Here is a 19565-nt window from a genome sequence, read left to right as displayed (position 1 = left end):
GCGGTGTCTGGGCGGATTGGGGGCTGCTTCGCAGCCCAACGGGGCGGTGCGACGTTTCGCTAAATCCCCTCGCCACAAAAGCCCCCTCTCACCACTGTCAGGAGGTTGTGATTCGCCAGATGCCGAACGGTTGATGCGCCGGGTCGATCCGCATGAACTGGTACTTGCCGTGCCAGGTCCAGCGATGGCCGCTCATCAAGTCTTCGCCCTGGGTGCTGGCGTCGTCGGGCAAGCCCATTTCCCACAGCGGCAATTCGAAGTTGGCTTCCTGGACGTTATGCGGATCGAGGCTGACAGCCACCAGAATAAAGTTGCTGCCATCCGCGCTGCGCTTGCCGAAATACAGAATGTTGTCGTTCCACGCGTTGTAGACCTTCAAGCCCAGGTGCGTGTGCAGCGCCGGGTTCTGTCGACGGATGCGGTTGAGCTGGGCGATCTCGGCAATGATGTTGCCCGGCGCGTTGAAGTCCCGCGGACGGATCTCGTACTTCTCGGAGTTGAGGTATTCCTCCTTGCCCGGCACCGGCGCGGCTTCACACAGTTCGAAGCCCGAATACATGCCCCACAGACCGGAGCCCATGGTCGCCAGCGCGGCACGGATCAGAAAACCGGCGCGGCCGGATTCATGCAGGAACGCCGGATTGATGTCCGGTGTGTTGACGAAGAAATTCGGCCGGTAGCATTCGCGCCACGGAGACTCGTTGAGCTCGGTGAAATAGGTCGCCAGTTCCGTTTTGGTATTGCGCCAGGTGAAGTAGGTGTAGCTCTGGGTGTAACCGACCTTGCCCAGCCGCGCCATCATGGCCGGCGTGGTGAAGGCTTCCGCGAGGAAGATCACCTCGGGGTACAACGCCCGCACATCGGCGATCAGCCATTGCCAGAACGGCAGCGGCTTGGTGTGGGGATTATCGACGCGAAAGATCTTCACGCCCTCTTCGACCCAACCCACCACGATGTCCCTTAGCTCGACCCACAGACTCGGAATCGCATCGCTGGCATAGAAATCGACGTTGACGATGTCCTGGTATTTTTTCGGCGGGTTCTCGGCGTATTTGATCGTGCCGTCGGGGCGCCAGTTGAACCAGCCCGGATGCTGTTTGAGCCACGGGTGATCCTGGGAACACTGGATCGCGAAATCGAGGGCAATTTCCAGCCCGTGATCTGCCGCGGCTGCAACCAGGCGGCGGAAGTCTTCACGGGTACCGAGTTCGGAATGAATCGCCTCGTGCCCGCCCTCTTCACTGCCGATGGCATATGGGCTGCCCGGATCGTCGGGACCGGCCGTCAATGAGTTATTCGGGCCTTTGCGGAAGCTGCGGCCGATCGGATGGATCGGCGGGAAGTACAGCACATCGAAACCCATGTCCTGAATCATCGCCAGTCGCGAGTGCACATCGTTAAACGTGCCGTGACGGGCCGGATCGTCGGTGATCGAGCGCGGAAACAACTCGTACCAACTGGCGAACTGGGACAGCTCCCGTTCGACGTCCAGCGGAAATTCGGGGCTGAGGCTCAAATAAGCGCGGTGATCGGCCTGGGCCATCAGCTCGGCACTACGTTGGTGCAAAAACAGCGCGACCTGCTCGGCTTCGAGCAGGCCGGACAGTTCATGATGCAACGCGGCCAGTTCTTCGCTCAGTGGCCCTTCTGCTCGTTCGGCCGCCTGTTGCACCTGGTTGCGCCCTTCCTGCAACTCCAGGCTGATGGGCACGCCGGCGACGTGTTTTTTCTCGATCTCATACAGAAAGCTCGCGTATTGATCGATCCAGGCTTCGATACAAAAGACGTAGCGGCCCTGCTCCTCAACACGGAACTGGCCTTGCCAGCCGTTATTGCCGAGTTCAGCCATGGACTGGCTCTGCCAGGCCTCGTCACCGTCGGCACGCCAGCGGATGCGCACGGCCAGTTTGTCGTGACCGTCGGCGAAAACCTTGGCGGTCACCACCACGTCTTGCCCCACCACGGCTTTGACGGCGAACTGCCCGCCATCCAGGGTCGGCATGACGTTTTCAATAGCGATGCGCGGCAGCAGCAGTGCCTGCGACAGCGGCATATGAGGGTTGTAGTTCAACTCAGTCGGTTTTTCAGCAGTCATCGAGCATCTCTCCTTAACGCCCCATGGACGCTCATGTGTCTGGTCGTCGTTCACGCAGAACCGTCGGTCCCGAAATGAACTCACTTAGGTTCCGAGCGACAAGCGCGTGGAAAAGTTCACGCCCATTTGCCGGGAATCAAATCCCTCGCGCGACGGTCAACCAACTTAAGCACGAGTTACGCCATGTGCCACTGGAGGCTTCAACGATGAGTATTCCAATCCCGGCTGAAACACCTGATCCGAACATCGACCAACCGACCATTCCGCCGACCGAGCCGCCACCTGTGCCTGAGCAAGAACCGCCCGGCACCACACCGCCTCCCAGAGAAGATCCACCGGACACCATGCCGCCGGTGATCGTTGCGCCTGAGTAAGATCGTTCCTGCGCTCTGCGTGGGAATGCATCCCGGGGACGCTCTGCGTCCCTTCATTCTCTACGGTCGCTCCTGCTCGTCTTTATCCCGGTCGAGCATCTTCACGACCCTCGGCATCACACTGAGAATCCCCAACGCCAACAACGTACTCAGCACCGCCGTCGCCTCTCGACCCAACCCGGCCGAAACACCGATGGCGGCGGTCATCCACAACCCGGCGGCGGTGGTCAGGCCTTTTACATGGCCTTCATCGCCTTCCTGGTTTTTGAGGATGGTGCCGGCGCCCAGGAAACCGATCCCGGCTATCACGCCTTGCACCACCCGGCTCATGGCATCGGCCTGGGAGCCGGACATCTGCGGCACCAGCACAAACAGCGCCGCACCGAGGGCCACCAGCATGTGCGTGCGAACCCCGGCAGCCTTGCCCTTTTGCTCGCGCTCGAAACCGAGAATGCCGCCCAGAATCGCGGCCATCAGCAATCTCACGGTGATCCGCGTCAGTTGTGACGCATCGCCGATGTCGGCGAACTCCGCTTGCAGCGTTACCCAGACCTCATGCCACCAGGCGTTCATGGTGCAATCCTTGTGATTGATTGTTATTGGAGGATGGACCGCGCCGACCATTAATCAGTTGCACAGAACGATGACCGCTGGATGCGCCCTAAGAGTTTAGAACCCGCTCAAAAAAGGACACTGCCATGACTGTGCGCATCGAAAACCAGACCTGCTTTTTCCTCACCGAGAATGGCGAAGAAATTCGCCTGTGCCCTGATGTCACGATCATCACCGATTCGGAAAAGGCCATGTCGGCGGTGGAGCTCAACGGCCAGCGCGTCTACATCACCGAAGCAGAAGCCGACGCATTGACCGTAGCAGGCGCAGTGGACGGTCGTAAGCATTTGAAGGCCACCGACAGTGATTCGGTGATTTGAATGATGCGGATCAACAACCTCCGCAAGCGCCTGATATAGGCGCTTGTGCCCCGCTGTGACAGGGTGCATCAAGTTGTCGCAGGTAGCGGATCAGCCCCCATCTGATCCGCTTTTTATTGCAATACCTGAGTCTGTTATGCAAACAGATCGCTGGTCATAGTGCTCATGCCTGATGGAGGCTGATGAGCGAAAGACCATGAGCGAAAAAATCCCCGTCCGAATCGTAGAAAGCGTCCCTTTAGTACAGAGCTATGAGCCTTCGCGTCCGAAGACGAAGGCCAAGTCCAGCGACAATCTGATCCACACCCGAAGCTTTACCGGCCTGTTCCGCAATTTGCGCCTGAGCGGTGCCGGATTTCTGTTTTTGCTGTTCTTCGGCACCGTGTGGCTGAACTGGGGCGACCGTCAGGCGGTGCTCTGGGACCTTTCCGAAAGCAAATTCCACATCTTCGGCGCGACCTTCTGGCCTCAGGACTTCATCTTGCTCTCGGCGCTGCTGATCATCGCCGCGTTCGGGTTGTTCGCGATCACCGTCTTCGCCGGCCGGGTCTGGTGCGGTTACACCTGCCCGCAGAGTTCCTGGACCTGGATCTTCATGTGGTGCGAGAAGATCACCGAAGGTGAACGCAACCAGCGGATCAAACTGCAAGCTGCGCCATGGGGGCTGAACAAACTGATCCGCCGCTCGGCCAAGCACACCCTGTGGCTGGCCATCAGCCTGCTCACCGGGCTGACGTTCGTTGGCTACTTCACGCCGATCCGGCCGCTGGCCGAAGAGCTGCTGACCCTGCAAATGGGCGGTGTCAGCCTGTTCTGGGTGCTGTTCTTCACCGGCGCGACTTACATCAATGCCGGCTGGCTGCGTGAGGCGGTGTGCATGCACATGTGTCCGTATGCGCGGTTCCAGAGCGTGATGTTCGACAAAGACACCCTGACCATTTCCTACGATGCGGCCCGTGGTGAAAACCGTGGCCCGCGTAAACGTGAGGTGAAACCGGCTGAAGTGGGTCTGGGGGATTGCATCGATTGTCAGGTGTGCGTGCAGGTGTGCCCGACCGGGATCGACATTCGCGACGGTTTGCAAATGGAATGCATCGGCTGCGCAGCCTGTATCGATGCCTGCGATTCGATCATGGACAAAATGGGTTATGCCCGTGGCCTTATCAGCTATACCTCGGAGCATGAGTTGCAAGGTGGCAAGACTCACCTGCTGCGGCCGCGACTGATCGGTTACACCGCAGTGCTGCTGGTGATGATCGGCGCCCTCGCCCTCGCCCTGGTCGAACGGCCGATGGTGTCGCTGGACGTGAGCAAGGACCGTGGCCTGTTCCGCGAGAACAGTCAGGGGCAGATCGAAAACATCTACAGCCTGAAGGTCATCAACAAGACCCAGCTGCGTCAGGATTACCAACTGAGCCTGGTGGATGGCGAAGGCTTCCAGCTGCAAGGCAAGACCGAACTGAGCCTGGCGCCGGGTGAAATTGTGGATGTGCCGGTGTCGGTGGCGATGCTGGCGGACAGGCCGAGCAGCAGCTCGCAGACGATCAGTTTCAAGATTGTCGACAGTGATGAGCCGGACATCTACAGCGTGGCCAACAGCCGGTTTGTTGCACCGATGAACCGTTGAGTCTTTAAGATGGCAAGCGGTCAGAAAGCCACCCCTCACCCTGACCCTCTCCCCAGAGGGGCGAGGGGACTGGTTGGGGGATATTCAAGGCTTACGGCGACCTGAAAAATCTGCGTTGAATCCATAATCGACTGGGTGTTTCAGGTCGCCGTAATTCGCTGGACTCCTCGGTCAGTCCCCTCGCCCCTCTGGGGAGAGGGCTAGGGTGAGGGTTCGATCCCCCTGACACATCACACAACAACCTGGCGACAAGGCCCCCCGATGAAACGCTACGAAAAATTCGCCGACGACATCGCTGAACTGATCCGCTCCGGCGTCCTCGGCCCCGGCCAGCGCGTACCGTCGGTGCGCTACGCCAGCCAGACCTACGGGGTCAGCCCGTCCACCGTGTTCCAGGCCTATTACCTGCTCGAACGCCGTGGCCTGATCCGCGCCCGGCCGCGCTCCGGCTACTTCGTCAACACGCACGCACCGAGCCCGTTCTCGGAGCCGGTGATCAGTAGTCAGGTCAACGAGTCCACCGAAGTCGACGTCAGCGAACTGGTGTTCTCGGTCCTCGACTCGATCAAGGACCCGACCACCGTCCCTTTCGGCTCGGCCTTCCCCAGCCCGACCCTGTTCCCGTTGCAGCGCCTGTCCCGCTCCCTGGCCAGCGCCGCCCGGGACATGGACCCGCGCATGGTCGTCACCGACATGTCGCCGGGCAACCCGCAACTGCGTCGGCAGATTGCCCTGCGTTACATGGTCGGCGGGCTGATGCTGCCGATGGAAGAACTGCTGATCACCAACGGCGCGCTGGAAGCTCTGAACCTGTGCCTGCAAGCGGTCACCGAACCCGGCGACCTGGTGGCCATTGAAGCGCCGGCATTCTATGCCTGCCTGCAAATCCTGGAGCGGCTGAAGCTCAAGGCCGTCGAGATCCCGGTGCACCCGCGTGACGGCATCGACTTGGGCGTGCTCGCGCAAACCCTGGAACGTCACCCGATCAAGGCATGCTGGTGCATGACCAGTTTCCAGAACCCGATGGGCGCCACCATGCCCGAGGCGAAGAAGCAGGAGCTGGTCGAGTTGTTACGCAGCCATCAGGTGCCGCTGATCGAGGACGACGTCTACGCCGAACTCTATTACGGCCAACAGGCACCGAAACCGGCCAAGGCCTTTGATACCGAAGGGCTGGTGATGCATTGCGGTTCCTTCGCCAAAAGCCTGGCACCGGGCTACCGCATCGGCTGGGTCGCCGCCGGGCGTTACGCACAGAAAATAGAGCGCCTGAAACTCATGACCTCGCTGTGTGCCTCGATGCCGGCCCAGGCCGCCATCGCCGACTACCTGCAACACGGCGGCTACGACCGGCACCTGCGCAAACTGCGCTACGCCCTGGAAGAACAACAAAGCGCCATGCTTGCTGCCATCGCCCGCTACTTCCCGGCACAGACACGCGTCAGCCAACCGGCCGGGGGCTACTTTTTATGGCTGGAACTGCCGCCGCAGATGGATTCGTTGAAGCTGTTTCAGATGGCCTTGGCGCAAGGCATCAGCATCGCGCCGGGGCCGATCTTTTCACCGACGCAGCGGTTCAGGAATTGTATTCGGCTGAATTACGGCAGCCCGTGGACCGAGGATTCGGAAAAGGCGATGGAGACGTTGGGGCGGATAGTGCGGTCGTTCTGACGATTCTGTGTTGTTTGATAGATTGCTATCGCGAGCAGGCTCGCCCCCACAGTGGATTGATGTGAACACATTATTTCTGAACACCACCACACCCTGTGGGAGCGAGCCTGCTCGCGATGAGACCAGATCCGCCAACAAGAATCTTTGGGCTTAGCGCCCACCACCCAGATCAACAAAAGTCCCGGTCGCATAAGAAGCCTTGTCCGACAGCAACCAGATAATCGCCTCAGCCACTTCATCCGGTCGCCCGCCCCGGGCCATCGGAATGGCCGATTCGAGCTTGCTGACCCGATCCGGATCACCGCTCAGTGCATGGAAGTCGGTGTAGATAAACCCCGGCCGCACCGCGTTGACCCGAATCCCTTCGCCCGCCACTTCCTTGGACAGGCCGATGGTGAAGCTGTCCAACGCGCCTTTTGATGCGGCGTAATCCACGTATTCGTTGGGTGAGCCCAGGCGCGAGGCCACCGACGATACGTTGACGATACTGCCGCCCTGCCCGCCATGTTTGGGCGACATGCGCAGGATCGCGTGCTTGGCGCAGAGGATCGGCGCGAGCACGTTGGTCTTGAGGATTTTGAGAATGCGGAATTCGGACATTTCGTCGACGCGGGATTTATGTCCGACGGTGCCAGCGTTGTTCACCAGCGCCGTGACCCGGCCCAGTTCGGTGTCTACCCGGTGGAACAGACTGATCACTTCGTCTTCAATGCTGACGTCGGCGCGCACCGCAATGGCTTGAGCACCCAATGCGCGCACTTGCTCAAGCACGCTTTGCGCGGCCGATTCGTCGGACTGATAGTTGATACAGATCCGATAGCCAAGCCCTGCAGCCAACAGCGCGGTTGCCGCGCCGATGCCACGGCCGCCGCCGGTGATGACGATGACTTTGTCCATGCTGGATTTCCCCCTTCACGCGTAAGCAGTCGGGGCCAAGAATAACCGCCATTGCCGGGTTTTGCATGGACTCACATCAACTGATCCCGCAAACCCGGTAGGCAATGGAGACTCTGTAGTAGCTGTTGAGCCTGCGAGGCTGCGTTCGGCGACGCAGTCGTTGTAAAACCTGCGCATGAGGTCTTACTGAAACACCGCACCGCCTGATTTCACGACAGCTTCGCTGCCGGACGCAGCCTCGCAGGCTCGACAGCTGCTACAGGCATAACGTCGACTGTCACTCGTTCCCCACGAACAATGTCCGCCATGAAACGTTCCGCCGGCAGCGGGTGCCCGAGCAGGTAGCCCTGCAATGAATCGCACCCCAGTTTGGTCAGGAAGTCTTGCTGGACCCCGGTCTCCACACCTTCGGCCACAATACGCAAGCCCAATGCCTGACCCAGGGCGACGATGGCCGAAACGATGGCGGCGTCGTCGCTGTCGTGTTCCAGATCGCGGACGAAACCGCGGTCGATCTTCAGTTCGTTGGCCGGCAGGCGCTTGAGGTACATCAAGCTTGAATAGCCGGTGCCGAAGTCATCGATGGACAGGTCAACGCCCATTTCCGACAGTTCCTGAAGCACCGTCATGCTCGCATCGGCATCGCTCATGGCGGTGGTTTCGGTGATTTCCAGGGTCAGGCTATTGGCCGGCAGCTTATGCGTGGCCAGGGCTTTGGACACGCTCTTGACCAGGCCCGCATGGCAGAACTGCAACGCCGAGAGATTCACCGCAATGCGCCAGTCGGTGTAACCGAGCACGTACCACTCGCGCATCTGGCGGCAAGCTTCGTTCAGCACCCATTCACCAATGGGAATGATCAGCCCGGTCCGTTCCGCCAGGTCGATAAACTTGTCTGGCAGCAGCATGCCCTGGGTCGGATGCTCCCAACGCAGCAGCGCCTCGGCACCCACCGGGCGGCCATTGCTGGCGTCGAACTTGGGCTGGTAATAGAGACTGAACTGCTGCTGTTCGAGGGCGTTGCGCAAATCCTGCAACAGTTGCAGCTGTTTGCGCGCGTTGCTGTTCATCGAGGCGTCGAAGAAGCTGTAGCCGTTTTTCCCGGCGCCCTTGGCGTGGTACATCGCTGCGTCGGCGTTCATCAGCAATTCCTGGGCGGTCTGGCCGTTACCCGGGTACAGCGCGATGCCGAGGCTGGCGGAAATCTGCAGGTCTTGTTCGGCGACCCGGAACGAACTGCCGATCAACCCGACCTGACGCGACGCGACGTTCAACGCGTCATTTGGCTCGCTGAGCCGCACCAGCAACACGAACTCATCGCCGCCGATTCGCGCCAGGGTGTCCTGACTGCGCATGTCCTCGCGCAGCCGCAAACCGACCTCGCGCAACAATTGATCGCCCATGTGATGGCCGAAAGCATCATTGACCGGTTTGAAACCGTCCAGGTCGATGAACATCAACGCGAAACAACCGCCCTGCTCCTGAACCTTGGACATGGCCTGCTCGATGCGGTCGGCCAGCAACATGCGATTGGGCAAACCGGTCAGGGTGTCGTGCAGCGCCAGTTGAGTCAGTTCGCGGTTGGCTTCCGTCAGCGAGCGCGCCAGGTCGGCGGTGCGGGCCTCAAGACGCGCATCGAGCACCGAGGTCAACAAAGCGATGCTCAATACCGCGAGCGTGGTGATCAGCACCAGGTTGTCGAGACCCTTGCCGTTCAAGCCGCTGATGGCGGCGCCACAGAAACTGCCGTCCGGGAAGCGCGCCGCAGCCATGGCCGTGTAGTGCATGCCGACGATGGCGAGGCCCATGATTACCGCAGCACCGGCGCGAAACAGGCCCACATACGGCGTGTGCTGACGCAGGCGGAAGGCAATCCACAATGCTGCGCCCGAGGCGCCGACGGCTATGAGCAGCGACGCACCAAACAGCGTCGGGTCGTAATCGATGCCCGGCTGCATGCGCATGGCGGCCATGCCGGTGTAATGCATGGCACTGATCCCGGCCCCCATGATCAACGCGCCGAATCCCAGTTGCCAGGACGGCAGCCGGGGTTGGCTGACCAGCCACAGGGCAAAGCCGCAGGACAGGATCGCGGTCAGCAGCGAGAGCGACGTGAGAGTGAAGTCGTAACCCAGGTCGATGGGCAATGTGAACGCGAGCATGCCGATAAAGTGCATCGACCAGACGCCGACACCCATGGCAAAGGCGCCGCCCGCTGTCCATAGAAACACGGCACGGCCTTTGGCGGTCGCGATGCGCTCGGTCAGGTCGAGCGCGGTATAGGAGGCGAGAATCGCTACGCAGAGCGAAATGATGACCAGCGTGGGTGAATAGCTACCGATGAGCATGTGACTTCTCGCGATCGCTCTCCCGTACTGCTTCCGTTCTCGGGAGGGCAAATTCGGCGATTGTACTGATTGCGCAAAAGAACGCACTGACAAAAGTAATCAGATGGCCATCAAACCGATGAAACGCTTGTTTGATCACTGCAAAGACTCAAGTTGGCGCCCCTGTGGCGAGGGAGCTTGCTCCCGCTGGATGGCGAAGCCGTCCCAAATAGGCGAAGACGTGTTCAGTCAGTAAGAATGCGTCAGCCGGTTTGCGTCTGCTGCGCAGCCGAACGGGAGCAAGCTCCCTCGCCACAAGGTTGCGCTATTTGTTTTCGCTCACTTGAAGTGCGCCGTCCCAGCCACCGCCCAGTGCCGCAATCAGCTGCACACTGGCAATCAACCGGCTCTGCAACAGGCTCAACACGCTGCGTTCGTTATTCAACGCGGTGGCCTGGACCACCACCACACCCAGGTAAGCAATCACCCCGGCCTTGTATTGGTTTTGCGTCAACCGAAGGGATTCGCGTGCCGCATCCAGTGCTTCCTGGCGCACGCCGGCTTCGTCTTCCAGCACTTTGAGCTGCACCAGATAGTTTTCCACCTCGCGGAAACCATCGAGCACGGTCTGGCGGTACTTGGCCACGGTTTCGTCGTAGGCCGCTTCACTGCGATCAACCTCGGCAGAACGCTGCCCGCCATCGAACAGGGTCATGGCCAGTTGCGGCCCAACCGACCAGAAGCGGTTCGGCACGCTGATCCAGTTGGCATAGGTGCTGCTGCTGTAACCACCGTTCAGGCTCAGGGTCAGGTCTGGATAATACGCTGCCTTGGCCACGCCGATGTTGGCGTTGGCCGCCATCACCGAACGCTCGGCGGAAGCGATGTCCGGGCGACGTTCAAGCAACTGCGACGGCAGACCCAGCGGTATTTCGGGCAACGCCGGAATGTCCTTGGTTTCAGCCAGGCTGAATTCGGCGGGCGGCAGCCCGATCAGCACGGCGATGGCGTTCTCGAACTGGGCGCGCTGCCAGATCAGGTCGACCATGTCCGCCTGGGTGCTTTTGAGCTGCGTCTGGGCCTGGGCCACCGCGTCCTTGCCCGAGACCCCGGCGCGGTACTGGTTTTCGGTCATTTTAAGCGAGCGCTGATAGGCCTCGACGGTCGCTTCCAGCAGGCGCTTCTGTTCGTCGATCACCCGCAATTGCAGGTAGTTCTGCACCAGTTCTGATTGTTGGCTCAAGCGCATCGCCGCCAGATCGGCATAACTGGCCTCGGCGTTGGCGGTGTCGGCTTCCAGGCCTCGGCGCAACTTGCCCCAAATGTCCGCTTCCCAACTGACACCGGCCTGCGCAGTGTAGGTGTCGCGAATGCCGCTGGAGGAACTGGTCAGGCTCGAACTGCTGCTGCCGGTGCCTTGGCTGGAGCGGTTTTTCCCGACGGTCAGATCCACCGTCGGAAAAAACGCGCCCCGGGCGCTGCGTACCAAGGCTTGGGCTTGGCGGTACTGGGCTTCGGACTGGGCGACGGTCTGGTTGGAACTGTTGAGTTTCTCGATCAGGCCATTGAGCTGCTGATCGCCATACAACTCCCACCAGGCGCCACGGGCCAGGGAATCGCTCGGGCTGGCCTGACGCCAACCGGCGGCTTCCTTGTATTGCACCGGCGCGGCGGCTGGCGGGCGCTGGTAGTCCGGGCCGACAGCGCAAGCGCTGAGCATCGCCACGCACAGCGCCAGGCTCAGCAAACGCGAGCCCCGGGCCGCAGCCAGCGGAGTGGCCAGATTGATAAGCGAACGGTCAGTCATAGCGGAGTTTCCAGAGCAGCATCGGTACGCACTCCACGCCATTTGTTGAAGCGATGGCGCAGTTTGTCGAGATAGAGGTAAACCACCGGGGTGGTGTAAAGGGTCAGCACCTGGCTGAAGATCAATCCGCCGATGATGGTCAGGCCCAGCGGCTGACGCATTTCCGCACCTTCGGCGCGGCTCAGCAACAACGGCAACGCGCCCAGGATGGCCGCCAGGGTGGTCATCAGAATCGGCCGCAGACGTTGCAGGCAGGCGCTGCGAATCGACTCCAGCGGTTCCAGGCCCTGATGGCGCTCCAGTTGCAGCGCCAGGTCGATCATCAGAATGGCGTTTTTCTTCACCACGCCGATCAGCAGGAATAACCCGAGCAAGGAAATCAGGCTGAACTCACCGCCCAGCGCATAGATCGACAGCAGCGCACCAACGCCGGCCGACGGCAACGTCGAGAGAATGGTCAACGGATGGATGTAGCTTTCATACAGCACACCCAACACCAGATACACCGCCACCAGCGCGCCGAGAATCATCCACGGCTGGCTCTTCTGCGTGGCGGCGAAGGCATCGGCGGTGCCGGCCATTTTCGCAATCACGCTTTCCGGCAGTCCGACCTTGGCGATGGCCCGCTCGATCGCCGCCGTGCCCTGCTCCACCGTGACCCCGTCGGCCATGTCGAAAGACAGGCTCTCGGAGGCGAACTGGCCCTCATGGCTGACCCGGTCGTCTTCCAGACTGTTTTCGTAATGCGCAATGGTCGACAGCGGAATTCGCGCGCCGTCTGCGGTAATCACCTGCACCTGCTTGAGGGTGATCGGGTCCTGGGCGTATTTCGGGTTGACCTCCATCACCACTTGATACTGGTTGAGACTGTCGTAAATCGTCGAAATCTGCCGCTGGCTGTAGGCGTTGTTCAGCACCGAGGTCACCATGTCCATGTCGACCCCCAGGCGCTTGGCCTGATCGCGATCGACGATCAGGGTCACCTGTTGTGCGCCCCGACCTTCACGGGCATCGATAGCCGTCAGCTCCGGCAAGGCTTTCAACGCGGTGACGACTTTGGGGTACCACTCGCGCAAATCACCGAGGTCGCCGCTTTGCAGGATGTAGGAATACTGCGACGTGGTCTGTTCGCGGCCGCCGCCGAATTGCAGGTCCTGATCCGCCATCAGCATCAACTGCGCGCCAGCGACCTTGGGCATCTCCTTGCGCAGGCGCTCGATGACTTTCTGTGCGGATATATTGCGTTCCTTGATCGGCTTCAAGCGCACCAGCATGAAGGCGTTGTTGGTACCGTTTGTGCCACCAATGAAACCGGCGACGCTTTCCACGGCTTCATCCTTGAGCACTGCGCGGCGGAAGATTTCCATTTTCGGCTGCATGACACTGAACGACAGACCGTCGTCGCCCCGCACAAAACCGATCAGTTGACCGGTGTCCTGCTGCGGCATAAATGTTTTAGGAACAACAACATACAGCGCAATGTTAACGCCGACCGTCACGATCAAGCTGAGCAAGGTCAATCGGCGGTGACGTAATACCCAATCCAGGCTGGTGGCGTATTTGCCGACCATCCACTCATTGGCCCGCTGGCTCCAGCGCTGCAAGCGGTTCTCCTGGCCCGGCGTATGCGGCTTCAGCCAGCGGGCGCAGAGCATCGGTGTCAGCGTCAGCGAGACCACCAGCGACACCACGATGGACGCCGCCAAGGTGATGGAAAACTCGCGGAACAGGCTTTCGACAATCCCGCCCATGAACAGGATCGACAGGAACACCGCCACCAGCGAGACGTTCATTGACAGCAAGGTAAAGCCGACTTCCTCAGCCCCCAGGTAGGCGGCCTTCATCGGCGGCACGCCCTCATCGATGTGCCGGGAAATGTTCTCCAGCACCACGATGGCGTCGTCCACCACCAGCCCGGTGGCCAGGATCAGCGCCATCAGCGACAGATTGTTGAGGGAGAACCCGTAGAGGTACATCACCGCAAACGTGCCGACCAGCGACACCGGCACCGCCAGCGTCGGAATCAGCGAGGCGCGGAAGTTACCGAGAAACAGGAACACCACCAGAATCACCAGCGCCACGGCGATCAGCAGGGTCATCTCCGCTTCATGCAGCGTGGCCTTGATCACCGGAGAACGGTCCATCGCCAGGTTCAGCTTGACGCTGGCCGGCAGCACCGCCTGCAACGCCGGCAGCTGCGCCTTGATTTCGTTGACCGTCTCGATAATGTTGGCACCGGCCTGGCGGTTGATCACCAGCAGCACCGCCGCATCATTGTTGAAGAAGCCGCTGTTGTAGCGGTCCTCGACGCCATCGCTGACCTTGGCCACATCCTTCAGGCGCAACGCAGCGCCGTCCGCGTAGTGGATGATCAGCGACTCGTAATCCTTGGCTTTTTCCAGTTGATCGTTGGCCTGGACCTGCCACAGCCGCTGACCGTCTTCGACCGAGCCTTTTGGCCGGCGCACGTTGGCGTTGGCGATGGTGTTGCGCACATCGTCCAGGGCCACGCCGTACTGGTTGAGCGCCTGGGGCTCGAGCTCGATGCGCACCGCCGGCAAGGAGCTGCCGCCGATCTGCACTTCGCCGACGCCCTGCACCTGGGACAGGCTCTGGGACAGGATCGTTGAGGCCAAGTCGTAGAGCTGGCCTTTTTCCAGCACGTCGGAGGTCAGCGACAGCACCATGATCGGCGCCTGGGACGGGTTGACCTTCTTGTAGGTCGGCATGCTGCGCATCCCGCTCGGCAGCAGGTTGCGCGAGGCGTTGATCGCCGCTTGCACTTCCCGGGCAGCGCCGTTGATGTCGCGGTCCAGGTCGAACTGCAAAATCACCCGGGTCGAGCCCTGGCTGGAACGGCTGCTCATGGTGTTGACGCCGGCGATGGCGCCGAACGAGCGCTCCAGCGGCGTGGCCACGGTCGAGGCCATCACTTCAGGGCTGGCGCCGGGCAGACTGGCCTGGACCACAATCACCGGGAAATCCATCTGCGGCAACGGCGACACCGGCAGCAGGCCGAAGCTCACGCCGCCCAGCAGCATGATCGCCAGGCTCAGCAGCATCGTTGCGACCGGGCGCTTGATGAAAGGTCCGGACAGGTTCATGGCTGCTCGACCGCTTCCGCGGCTTCAGACTTGCGGCCCCAGCGCCGACCGAGACGGTCGAAATACAGGTAAATCACCGGCGTGGTGAACAGCGTCAGCACCTGGCTCACCAGCAAACCGCCGACCATCACCAGGCCCAGTGGCTGGCGCAATTCCGCACCGGAGCCGGTGGCCAGCATCAACGGCACTGCACCAAACAAGGCGGCCAGCGTGGTCATCAGAATCGGTCTGAAGCGTAGCAACGCCGCCTGATAGATCGCTGTTTCCGGGTCCATGCCCTGGTTGCGTTCAGCGTCGAGGGCGAAGTCGATCATCATGATCGCGTTCTTTTTCACGATGCCGATCAGCAAAATGATGCCGATGATCGCGATCATCCCCAGGTCATTGCCGCTCAACAGCAAGGCAAGCAAGGCGCCGACCGCTGCCGAGGGCAAGGTCGAGAGAATGGTGATCGGATGGATGTAACTCTCGTAGAGCACGCCAAGCACGATGTACATGGTCACCACCGCCGCCAGAATCAGCAGCAAGGTGCTCGACAACGAGGCCTGGAACGCTTCGGCGGCGCCCTGGAACTGGGTCTGCACGCCGATCGGCATGCCGATGTCTTTCTGCACCTGATCGATGATTTCCACCGCATGCCCCAGCGCCACGCCGGGCGCCAGGTTGAACGACATCATCACCGCCGGGAACTGGCCGATGTGGGTGATCGCCAGTTGTGCCTGACGCTCCTCGATGTGCGCCAGGCTGGACAGGCGCACTTGCCCGCCGTCGGTGGTCTTGACGTGAATCTGGTTCAACGCATCCGGACCGATCTTCTCCCCGGACTGCGATTGCAACACCACGCGGTACTGGCTGGCCTGGGTGTAAATGGTCGAAATCTGCCGCTGGCCGAAAGCGTCGTATAGCGCATCGGTGATGTTCGACACAGACACGCCAACCCGCGACGCGGCATCGCGGTCGATCACCAGATAAACCTGTAAGCCCTTGTCCTGCAGATCGCTGGCGACGTCGGTCAATTCCGGACGTTGCACCAGTGCGTCTACCAGACGACCGCTCCACAGGCTGAGCAACTCGGAATCCGGCGACGACATGCTGAACTGGTATTGCGTGCGGCTGACGCGATCTTCGATGGTCAGGTCCTGCACCGGCTGCATGAACAGGCGAATGCCCACCAGCTTGTCCAGTTCCGGTTGCAGACGGGCGATCACCTCGGTGGCGCTCAGGTCGCGGTTGCTGTGGGACTTAAGGTTGATCAGCAGGCGACCGCTGTTCAGTGTCGAGTTGTCACCGTCGACACCGATATAGGACGACAGGCTTTCCACCGCCGGATCGGCCAGGATCACCTTGGCCAGTTCCTGCTGACGCTCGCTCATCGCCGCAAAGGAAATCGACTGCGGCGCCTCGGAAATGCCCTGGATAACCCCCGTGTCCTGCACCGGAAAAAAGCCCTTGGGCACGACCATGTACAGGAACACCGTCAACGCCAAGGTGCCGATGGCCACGAGCAATGTCAGCGGTTGATGCTTGAGAACCCACGTTAACTTGCGTCCGTAAGCCGCGATCATCCAATCAATTGTTGCGCCACTGGCGCGATAGAACCGGCCCTGTTCTTCTTCCTTGGGTTCACGCTTGAGCAACCGTGCGCACATCATCGGCGTCAGGGTCAGCGATACGACCAGGGAAATCAGGATCGCCACCGCCAGGGTGATGGCGAATTCGCGGAACAAGCGCCCCACCACGTCGGCCATGAACAGCAGCGGAATCAGTACTGCGATCAACGACAGGGTCAGGGAAATCAGGGTGAAGCCGATCTGCTTGGCGCCCTTGAGCGCGGCATTGAGGGGACTGTCCCCTTCTTCGATAAACCGGGAAATGTTCTCCAGCATCACGATCGCATCGTCCACCACGAAACCGGTGGCGATGGTCAGGGCCATCAGGGTCAGGTTGTTGACCGAGAACCCGGCGAGGTACATCACGCCAAAGGTGCCGATCAGCGACAACGGCACAGCCACCGACGGAATGATCGTGGCACTGGCGCGACGCAGGAACAGGAACGTGACCATCACCACCAGCGCAATGGCGATCAGCAATTCGTGTTGCACGTCGGTAACGGAGGCGCGGATGGTCTGGGTGCGGTCGGTGAGGACCGTGACGTCGAGGCCGGCCGGCAGGTTGTCGGTGATGCTCGGCAGCAAGGCCTTGATCCGGTCGACCACTTCGATGACGTTGGCCCCGGGCTGACGCTGAATATTCAGCAGCACCGCCTGGTTTTCATTGGCCCACGCTGCCAGGCGTTCGTTCTCGGCGCCGTCGACAATCTCCGCCACATCCTTGAGGCGCAATGGTGCGCCGTTGGCGTAGGCCAGGATCAGGTTGGCGTAGTCTTTGGGCGAGGTCAGTTGATCGTTGGCATCGAGCATCGACACCCGGGTCGGGCCGTCGAAGTTGCCTTTCGGCTGGTTGACGTTTGATGCGCCGATCAGGGTGCGCACATCCGACAGGTTCAAGCCATTGGCCGCCAGGGCTTCGGGATTGACCTTGATCCGCACCGCCTGACGCTGGCCGCCGGCGATGCTGACCATGCCGACGCCGCTGATCTGGGCGATTTTCTGCGCCATGCGTGTGTCGACCAGGTCATTGAGCTTGGGCAACAGCATGGTTTTGGAGGTGATGGCCAGGGTCAACACCGGGGTGTCCGCCGGGTTGACCTTGTTGTACACCGGCGGCGCCGGCAGGTCCTTGGGCAGCAGATTGGTCGCGGCATTGATCGCGGCCTGAACCTGCTGCTCGGCGACGTCCATGTTGATGTCGAGGCTGAAACGCAGGGTCAGCACCGAAGCGCCGCCGGAGCTGGTCGACGCCATCTGGGTCAGGCCGGGCATCTGCCCGAACTGACGCTCCAGCGGCGCAGTCACGGCACTGGTCATGACATCAGGGCTGGCGCCGGGATACAGCGTCATGACGCGAATGGTCGGGTAATCGACCTGAGGCAATGCTGACACCGGCAGCAACCGATAGGCGATCACGCCGGCCAGGATAATGGCCAGCATGCTCAGCGTGGTGGCGACCGGGCGAAGGATGAACAGCCGCGAGATGTTCATGCGCCGCCCTTTTTCGCCTTGTCGGCGGTGGCCGGCTCAGTCGAGCTGGCCGCCGATTTGCCTTGCAGGTGGCCGGTCGGGGTGGTCGGTACGTCCTTGGTGTCGTTGACCACTTCCACTTCGCTGCCTTCCTTCAGGCGGTCGGTGCCCTCCAGGACCACACGATCCCCGGGGGCCAGGCCTTCGGTGACCACGGTGTTTTCACCGTCGCTGGCGCCGACTTTCAACTGACGGATCTTGACTTTCTTGTCGCCGTCCAGGGCGTAGACGAAGGTGCCATTGGTGCCGAACTGAATCGCCGCCGAAGGTGCGAGCACCACGTCTTTGAGGGTGTCGGCCAGCAGGTGCACGTTGACGAACTGGTTGGGGAACAGCGATTGATCACGGTTCTCGTACCGCGCCTTGAATTTCAGGGTGCCGGTGGTGACGTCGATCTGGTTGTCCAGGCTCTGCAATACGCCGGTAGCCTGCAACTTGGTGTCACCACGGTCCCAGGCTTCGGCGGGCAGTTTGGCGCCGGTCCGGTAGCGCGCCAGCACGACGTCGAGACTGTTTTCCGGCAAGGTAAAGGCCACGCTGATCGGCTGGGTCTGGGTGATGATCGCCAACGCCGTGGTGTCGTTGGCCGCCACCAGGTTGCCGACGTCCAGCTGCCGCAGGCCCACACGGCCGGCAATCGGCGCGCGGATCCTGGTGAATTCGAGATTGAGCTTGGCGTCGTTGACCGCCGCCTGATTGGTCTTGACCGTGCCCTGGTACTGCCCGACCAGCGCTTCGGCGGTGTCCAGGGTTTGCTTGGCGATGCTGTCTTCCTTGAACAGACCGCGATAACGCTCGACATCGACCTGAGCGTTTTTCAACTGTGCCTGGTTCTGCAGCAGCGTGCCTTCGGCCTGGAGCAAGGCGTTCTGGTAAGGACGCGGGTCGATTTCAGCCAGCAGGTCGCCGGCCTTGACCATCTGCCCTTCTTCGAAAGAGATCTTCATCAGTTCGCCGCCAACCCGGCTGCGCACATTGATGGTGTTCAGAGCGGTGACAGTGCCCAGCGCCTTGTAGTACAGCGGGAAATCACCCTTGACCGCCGGCGCTACGCGCACCGGGATCGGCCCGGTCGCCCCGCCGAAGCCCGGACGCATTCCGCCCGACTTGCCGGTGTGCCCGGCCACGGCTTTCGGCGCAGCGCCGTCCTTCTGGGCAGTGCCGGCGGGCCAGAATTTCCAGCACAGGCCAGCGATGACCAACAGGACAAGCAGGCCGAACAGCCAGCGACGAGGATGACGGGAAGTGGAGGATTGCATGGAATGATCAACCATTGGGCGCGTGAACTTCTTTCTACAGGAGGCTGAACGATAAGCACTGGTGGGTATTAAGCAAAGCGCCTTTACCGGCAATTTACCTTCGGCTTACGTAACAGGAGGTTTGTCTAAGACACTGAAGCACAAATGAAAACGGCCTGGACAGAGGGGGCGTTCTCAGTTAATTACCCCGCCGCGCCGGGTCTGCTGTTGTGCAGGGCAAGGCGCGAGAAGCGTGGTTTGGTCATTCCAAATAACCTTCGAGCAACGCAGCCCTGCACAACAGCAGGCCCGGCCCTTCGGGTTGTGCCTTAAAGCGGGCCAGCCTGCGTTGC

Annotated in this window: 12 protein-coding genes; 4 read left to right on the top strand and 8 right to left on the bottom strand. The window is 61.0% G+C overall.

Going from position 1 to position 19565, the window contains the following annotated elements:
• Positions 1–97: 97 nt before the first annotated feature.
• Complete coding sequence (locus tag ACRC4F_RS10155) at positions 98–2095, bottom strand: alpha-1,4-glucan--maltose-1-phosphate maltosyltransferase (protein WP_438659191.1); 1998 nt, start codon at positions 2093–2095, stop codon at positions 98–100.
• 206 nt (positions 2096–2301) lie between these two features.
• Between ACRC4F_RS10155 and ACRC4F_RS10150 the strand changes: the two genes are divergently transcribed.
• Positions 2302–2469 carry a hypothetical protein gene (locus ACRC4F_RS10150; RefSeq protein ID WP_438659190.1) on the top strand — a complete coding sequence of 56 codons (168 nt, stop codon included), beginning with the start codon at positions 2302–2304 and terminating at the stop codon, positions 2467–2469.
• A 60-nt stretch (positions 2470–2529) separates the two neighbouring features.
• Here ACRC4F_RS10150 and ACRC4F_RS10145 read toward each other — a convergent pair whose 3' ends face one another.
• Positions 2530–3042, bottom strand: coding sequence for an MgtC/SapB family protein (locus ACRC4F_RS10145; RefSeq protein ID WP_438659189.1), 513 nt, complete (start codon positions 3040–3042; stop codon positions 2530–2532).
• Between the two features lie 125 nt (positions 3043–3167).
• On the opposite strand from ACRC4F_RS10145, the gene ACRC4F_RS10140 reads away from it, so the two are divergent.
• The 3 genes from ACRC4F_RS10140 (at position 3168) to mapR (ending at position 6699) form a co-directional block, all read left to right on the top strand.
• Positions 3168–3401, top strand: a complete 234-nt coding sequence (locus ACRC4F_RS10140) for a DUF3203 family protein (protein ID WP_094467598.1) — start codon at positions 3168–3170, stop codon at positions 3399–3401.
• Positions 3402–3597: 196 nt separating this feature from the next.
• Positions 3598–5028: a cytochrome c oxidase accessory protein CcoG gene (gene ccoG, locus ACRC4F_RS10135; protein WP_438659188.1), complete on the top strand. Its 1431-nt coding sequence runs from the start codon at positions 3598–3600 to the stop codon at positions 5026–5028.
• Positions 5029–5289: 261 nt separating this feature from the next.
• Positions 5290–6699, top strand: coding sequence for a GntR family transcriptional regulator MpaR (gene mapR / locus ACRC4F_RS10130; protein ID WP_438659187.1), 1410 nt, complete (start codon positions 5290–5292; stop codon positions 6697–6699).
• Positions 6700–6849: 150 nt separating this feature from the next.
• Here mapR and ACRC4F_RS10125 read toward each other — a convergent pair whose 3' ends face one another.
• The 6 genes from ACRC4F_RS10125 to ACRC4F_RS10100 all read right to left on the bottom strand — a co-directional run bounded on the left by ACRC4F_RS10125 (position 6850) and on the right by ACRC4F_RS10100 (position 19248).
• Positions 6850–7596 carry an SDR family oxidoreductase gene (locus ACRC4F_RS10125; RefSeq protein ID WP_438659186.1) on the bottom strand — a complete coding sequence of 249 codons (747 nt, stop codon included), beginning with the start codon at positions 7594–7596 and terminating at the stop codon, positions 6850–6852.
• A 209-nt stretch (positions 7597–7805) separates the two neighbouring features.
• Entirely contained in the window at positions 7806–9944 is a 2139-nt protein-coding gene (locus ACRC4F_RS10120) for a putative bifunctional diguanylate cyclase/phosphodiesterase (protein ID WP_438659185.1), read from the bottom strand.
• A gap of 304 nt (positions 9945–10248) precedes the next feature.
• Positions 10249–11730, bottom strand: a complete 1482-nt coding sequence (locus ACRC4F_RS10115) for an efflux transporter outer membrane subunit (protein ID WP_438659184.1) — start codon at positions 11728–11730, stop codon at positions 10249–10251.
• Complete coding sequence (locus tag ACRC4F_RS10110; RefSeq protein WP_438659183.1) at positions 11727–14834, bottom strand: efflux RND transporter permease subunit; 3108 nt, start codon at positions 14832–14834, stop codon at positions 11727–11729. The genes ACRC4F_RS10115 and ACRC4F_RS10110 overlap by 4 nt, the downstream gene beginning before the upstream one ends.
• The gene (locus tag ACRC4F_RS10105; RefSeq protein ID WP_438659182.1) at positions 14831–17935 is read right to left on the bottom strand and encodes an MdtB/MuxB family multidrug efflux RND transporter permease subunit; all 3105 of its coding nucleotides are present in this window, start codon (positions 17933–17935) and stop codon (positions 14831–14833) included. Before ACRC4F_RS10105 ends, ACRC4F_RS10110 begins: the two co-directional genes overlap by 4 nt.
• Positions 17932–19248, bottom strand: a complete 1317-nt coding sequence (locus tag ACRC4F_RS10100; RefSeq protein WP_438659181.1) for an MdtA/MuxA family multidrug efflux RND transporter periplasmic adaptor subunit — start codon at positions 19246–19248, stop codon at positions 17932–17934. The genes ACRC4F_RS10105 and ACRC4F_RS10100 overlap by 4 nt, the downstream gene beginning before the upstream one ends.
• Positions 19249–19565 lie beyond the last annotated feature (317 nt).

The sequence above is a fragment of the Pseudomonas sp. genome (genome assembly GCF_051660785.1).
Lineage (GTDB): Bacteria > Pseudomonadota > Gammaproteobacteria > Pseudomonadales > Pseudomonadaceae > Aquipseudomonas.
Note: the sequence above shows the minus strand (reverse complement) of the source record. Positions and strands in the feature narration are given on the sequence as shown.

Bases quoted from the DNA above. Each gene is read 5' to 3' on its own strand.
- ACRC4F_RS10115 (WP_438659184.1), bottom strand. From the start codon at position 11,730: ATGACTGACCGTTCGCTTATCAATCTGGCCACTCCGCTGGCTGCGGCC.
- ACRC4F_RS10125 (WP_438659186.1), bottom strand. From the start codon at position 7,596: ATGGACAAAGTCATCGTCATCACCGGCGGCGGCCGTGGCATCGGCGCG.
- ACRC4F_RS10100 (WP_438659181.1), bottom strand. From the start codon at position 19,248: ATGGTTGATCATTCCATGCAATCCTCCACTTCCCGTCATCCTCGTCGC.
- ACRC4F_RS10145 (WP_438659189.1), bottom strand. From the start codon at position 3,042: ATGAACGCCTGGTGGCATGAGGTCTGGGTAACGCTGCAAGCGGAGTTC.
- ACRC4F_RS10105 (WP_438659182.1), bottom strand. From the start codon at position 17,935: ATGAACATCTCGCGGCTGTTCATCCTTCGCCCGGTCGCCACCACGCTG.
- ACRC4F_RS10120 (WP_438659185.1), bottom strand. From the start codon at position 9,944: ATGCTCATCGGTAGCTATTCACCCACGCTGGTCATCATTTCGCTCTGC.
- ACRC4F_RS10140 (WP_094467598.1), top strand. From the start codon at position 3,168: ATGACTGTGCGCATCGAAAACCAGACCTGCTTTTTCCTCACCGAGAAT.
- mapR (WP_438659187.1), top strand. From the start codon at position 5,290: ATGAAACGCTACGAAAAATTCGCCGACGACATCGCTGAACTGATCCGC.
- ACRC4F_RS10150 (WP_438659190.1), top strand. From the start codon at position 2,302: ATGAGTATTCCAATCCCGGCTGAAACACCTGATCCGAACATCGACCAA.
- ccoG (WP_438659188.1), top strand. From the start codon at position 3,598: ATGAGCGAAAAAATCCCCGTCCGAATCGTAGAAAGCGTCCCTTTAGTA.
- ACRC4F_RS10110 (WP_438659183.1), bottom strand. From the start codon at position 14,834: ATGAACCTGTCCGGACCTTTCATCAAGCGCCCGGTCGCAACGATGCTG.
- ACRC4F_RS10155 (WP_438659191.1), bottom strand. From the start codon at position 2,095: ATGACTGCTGAAAAACCGACTGAGTTGAACTACAACCCTCATATGCCG.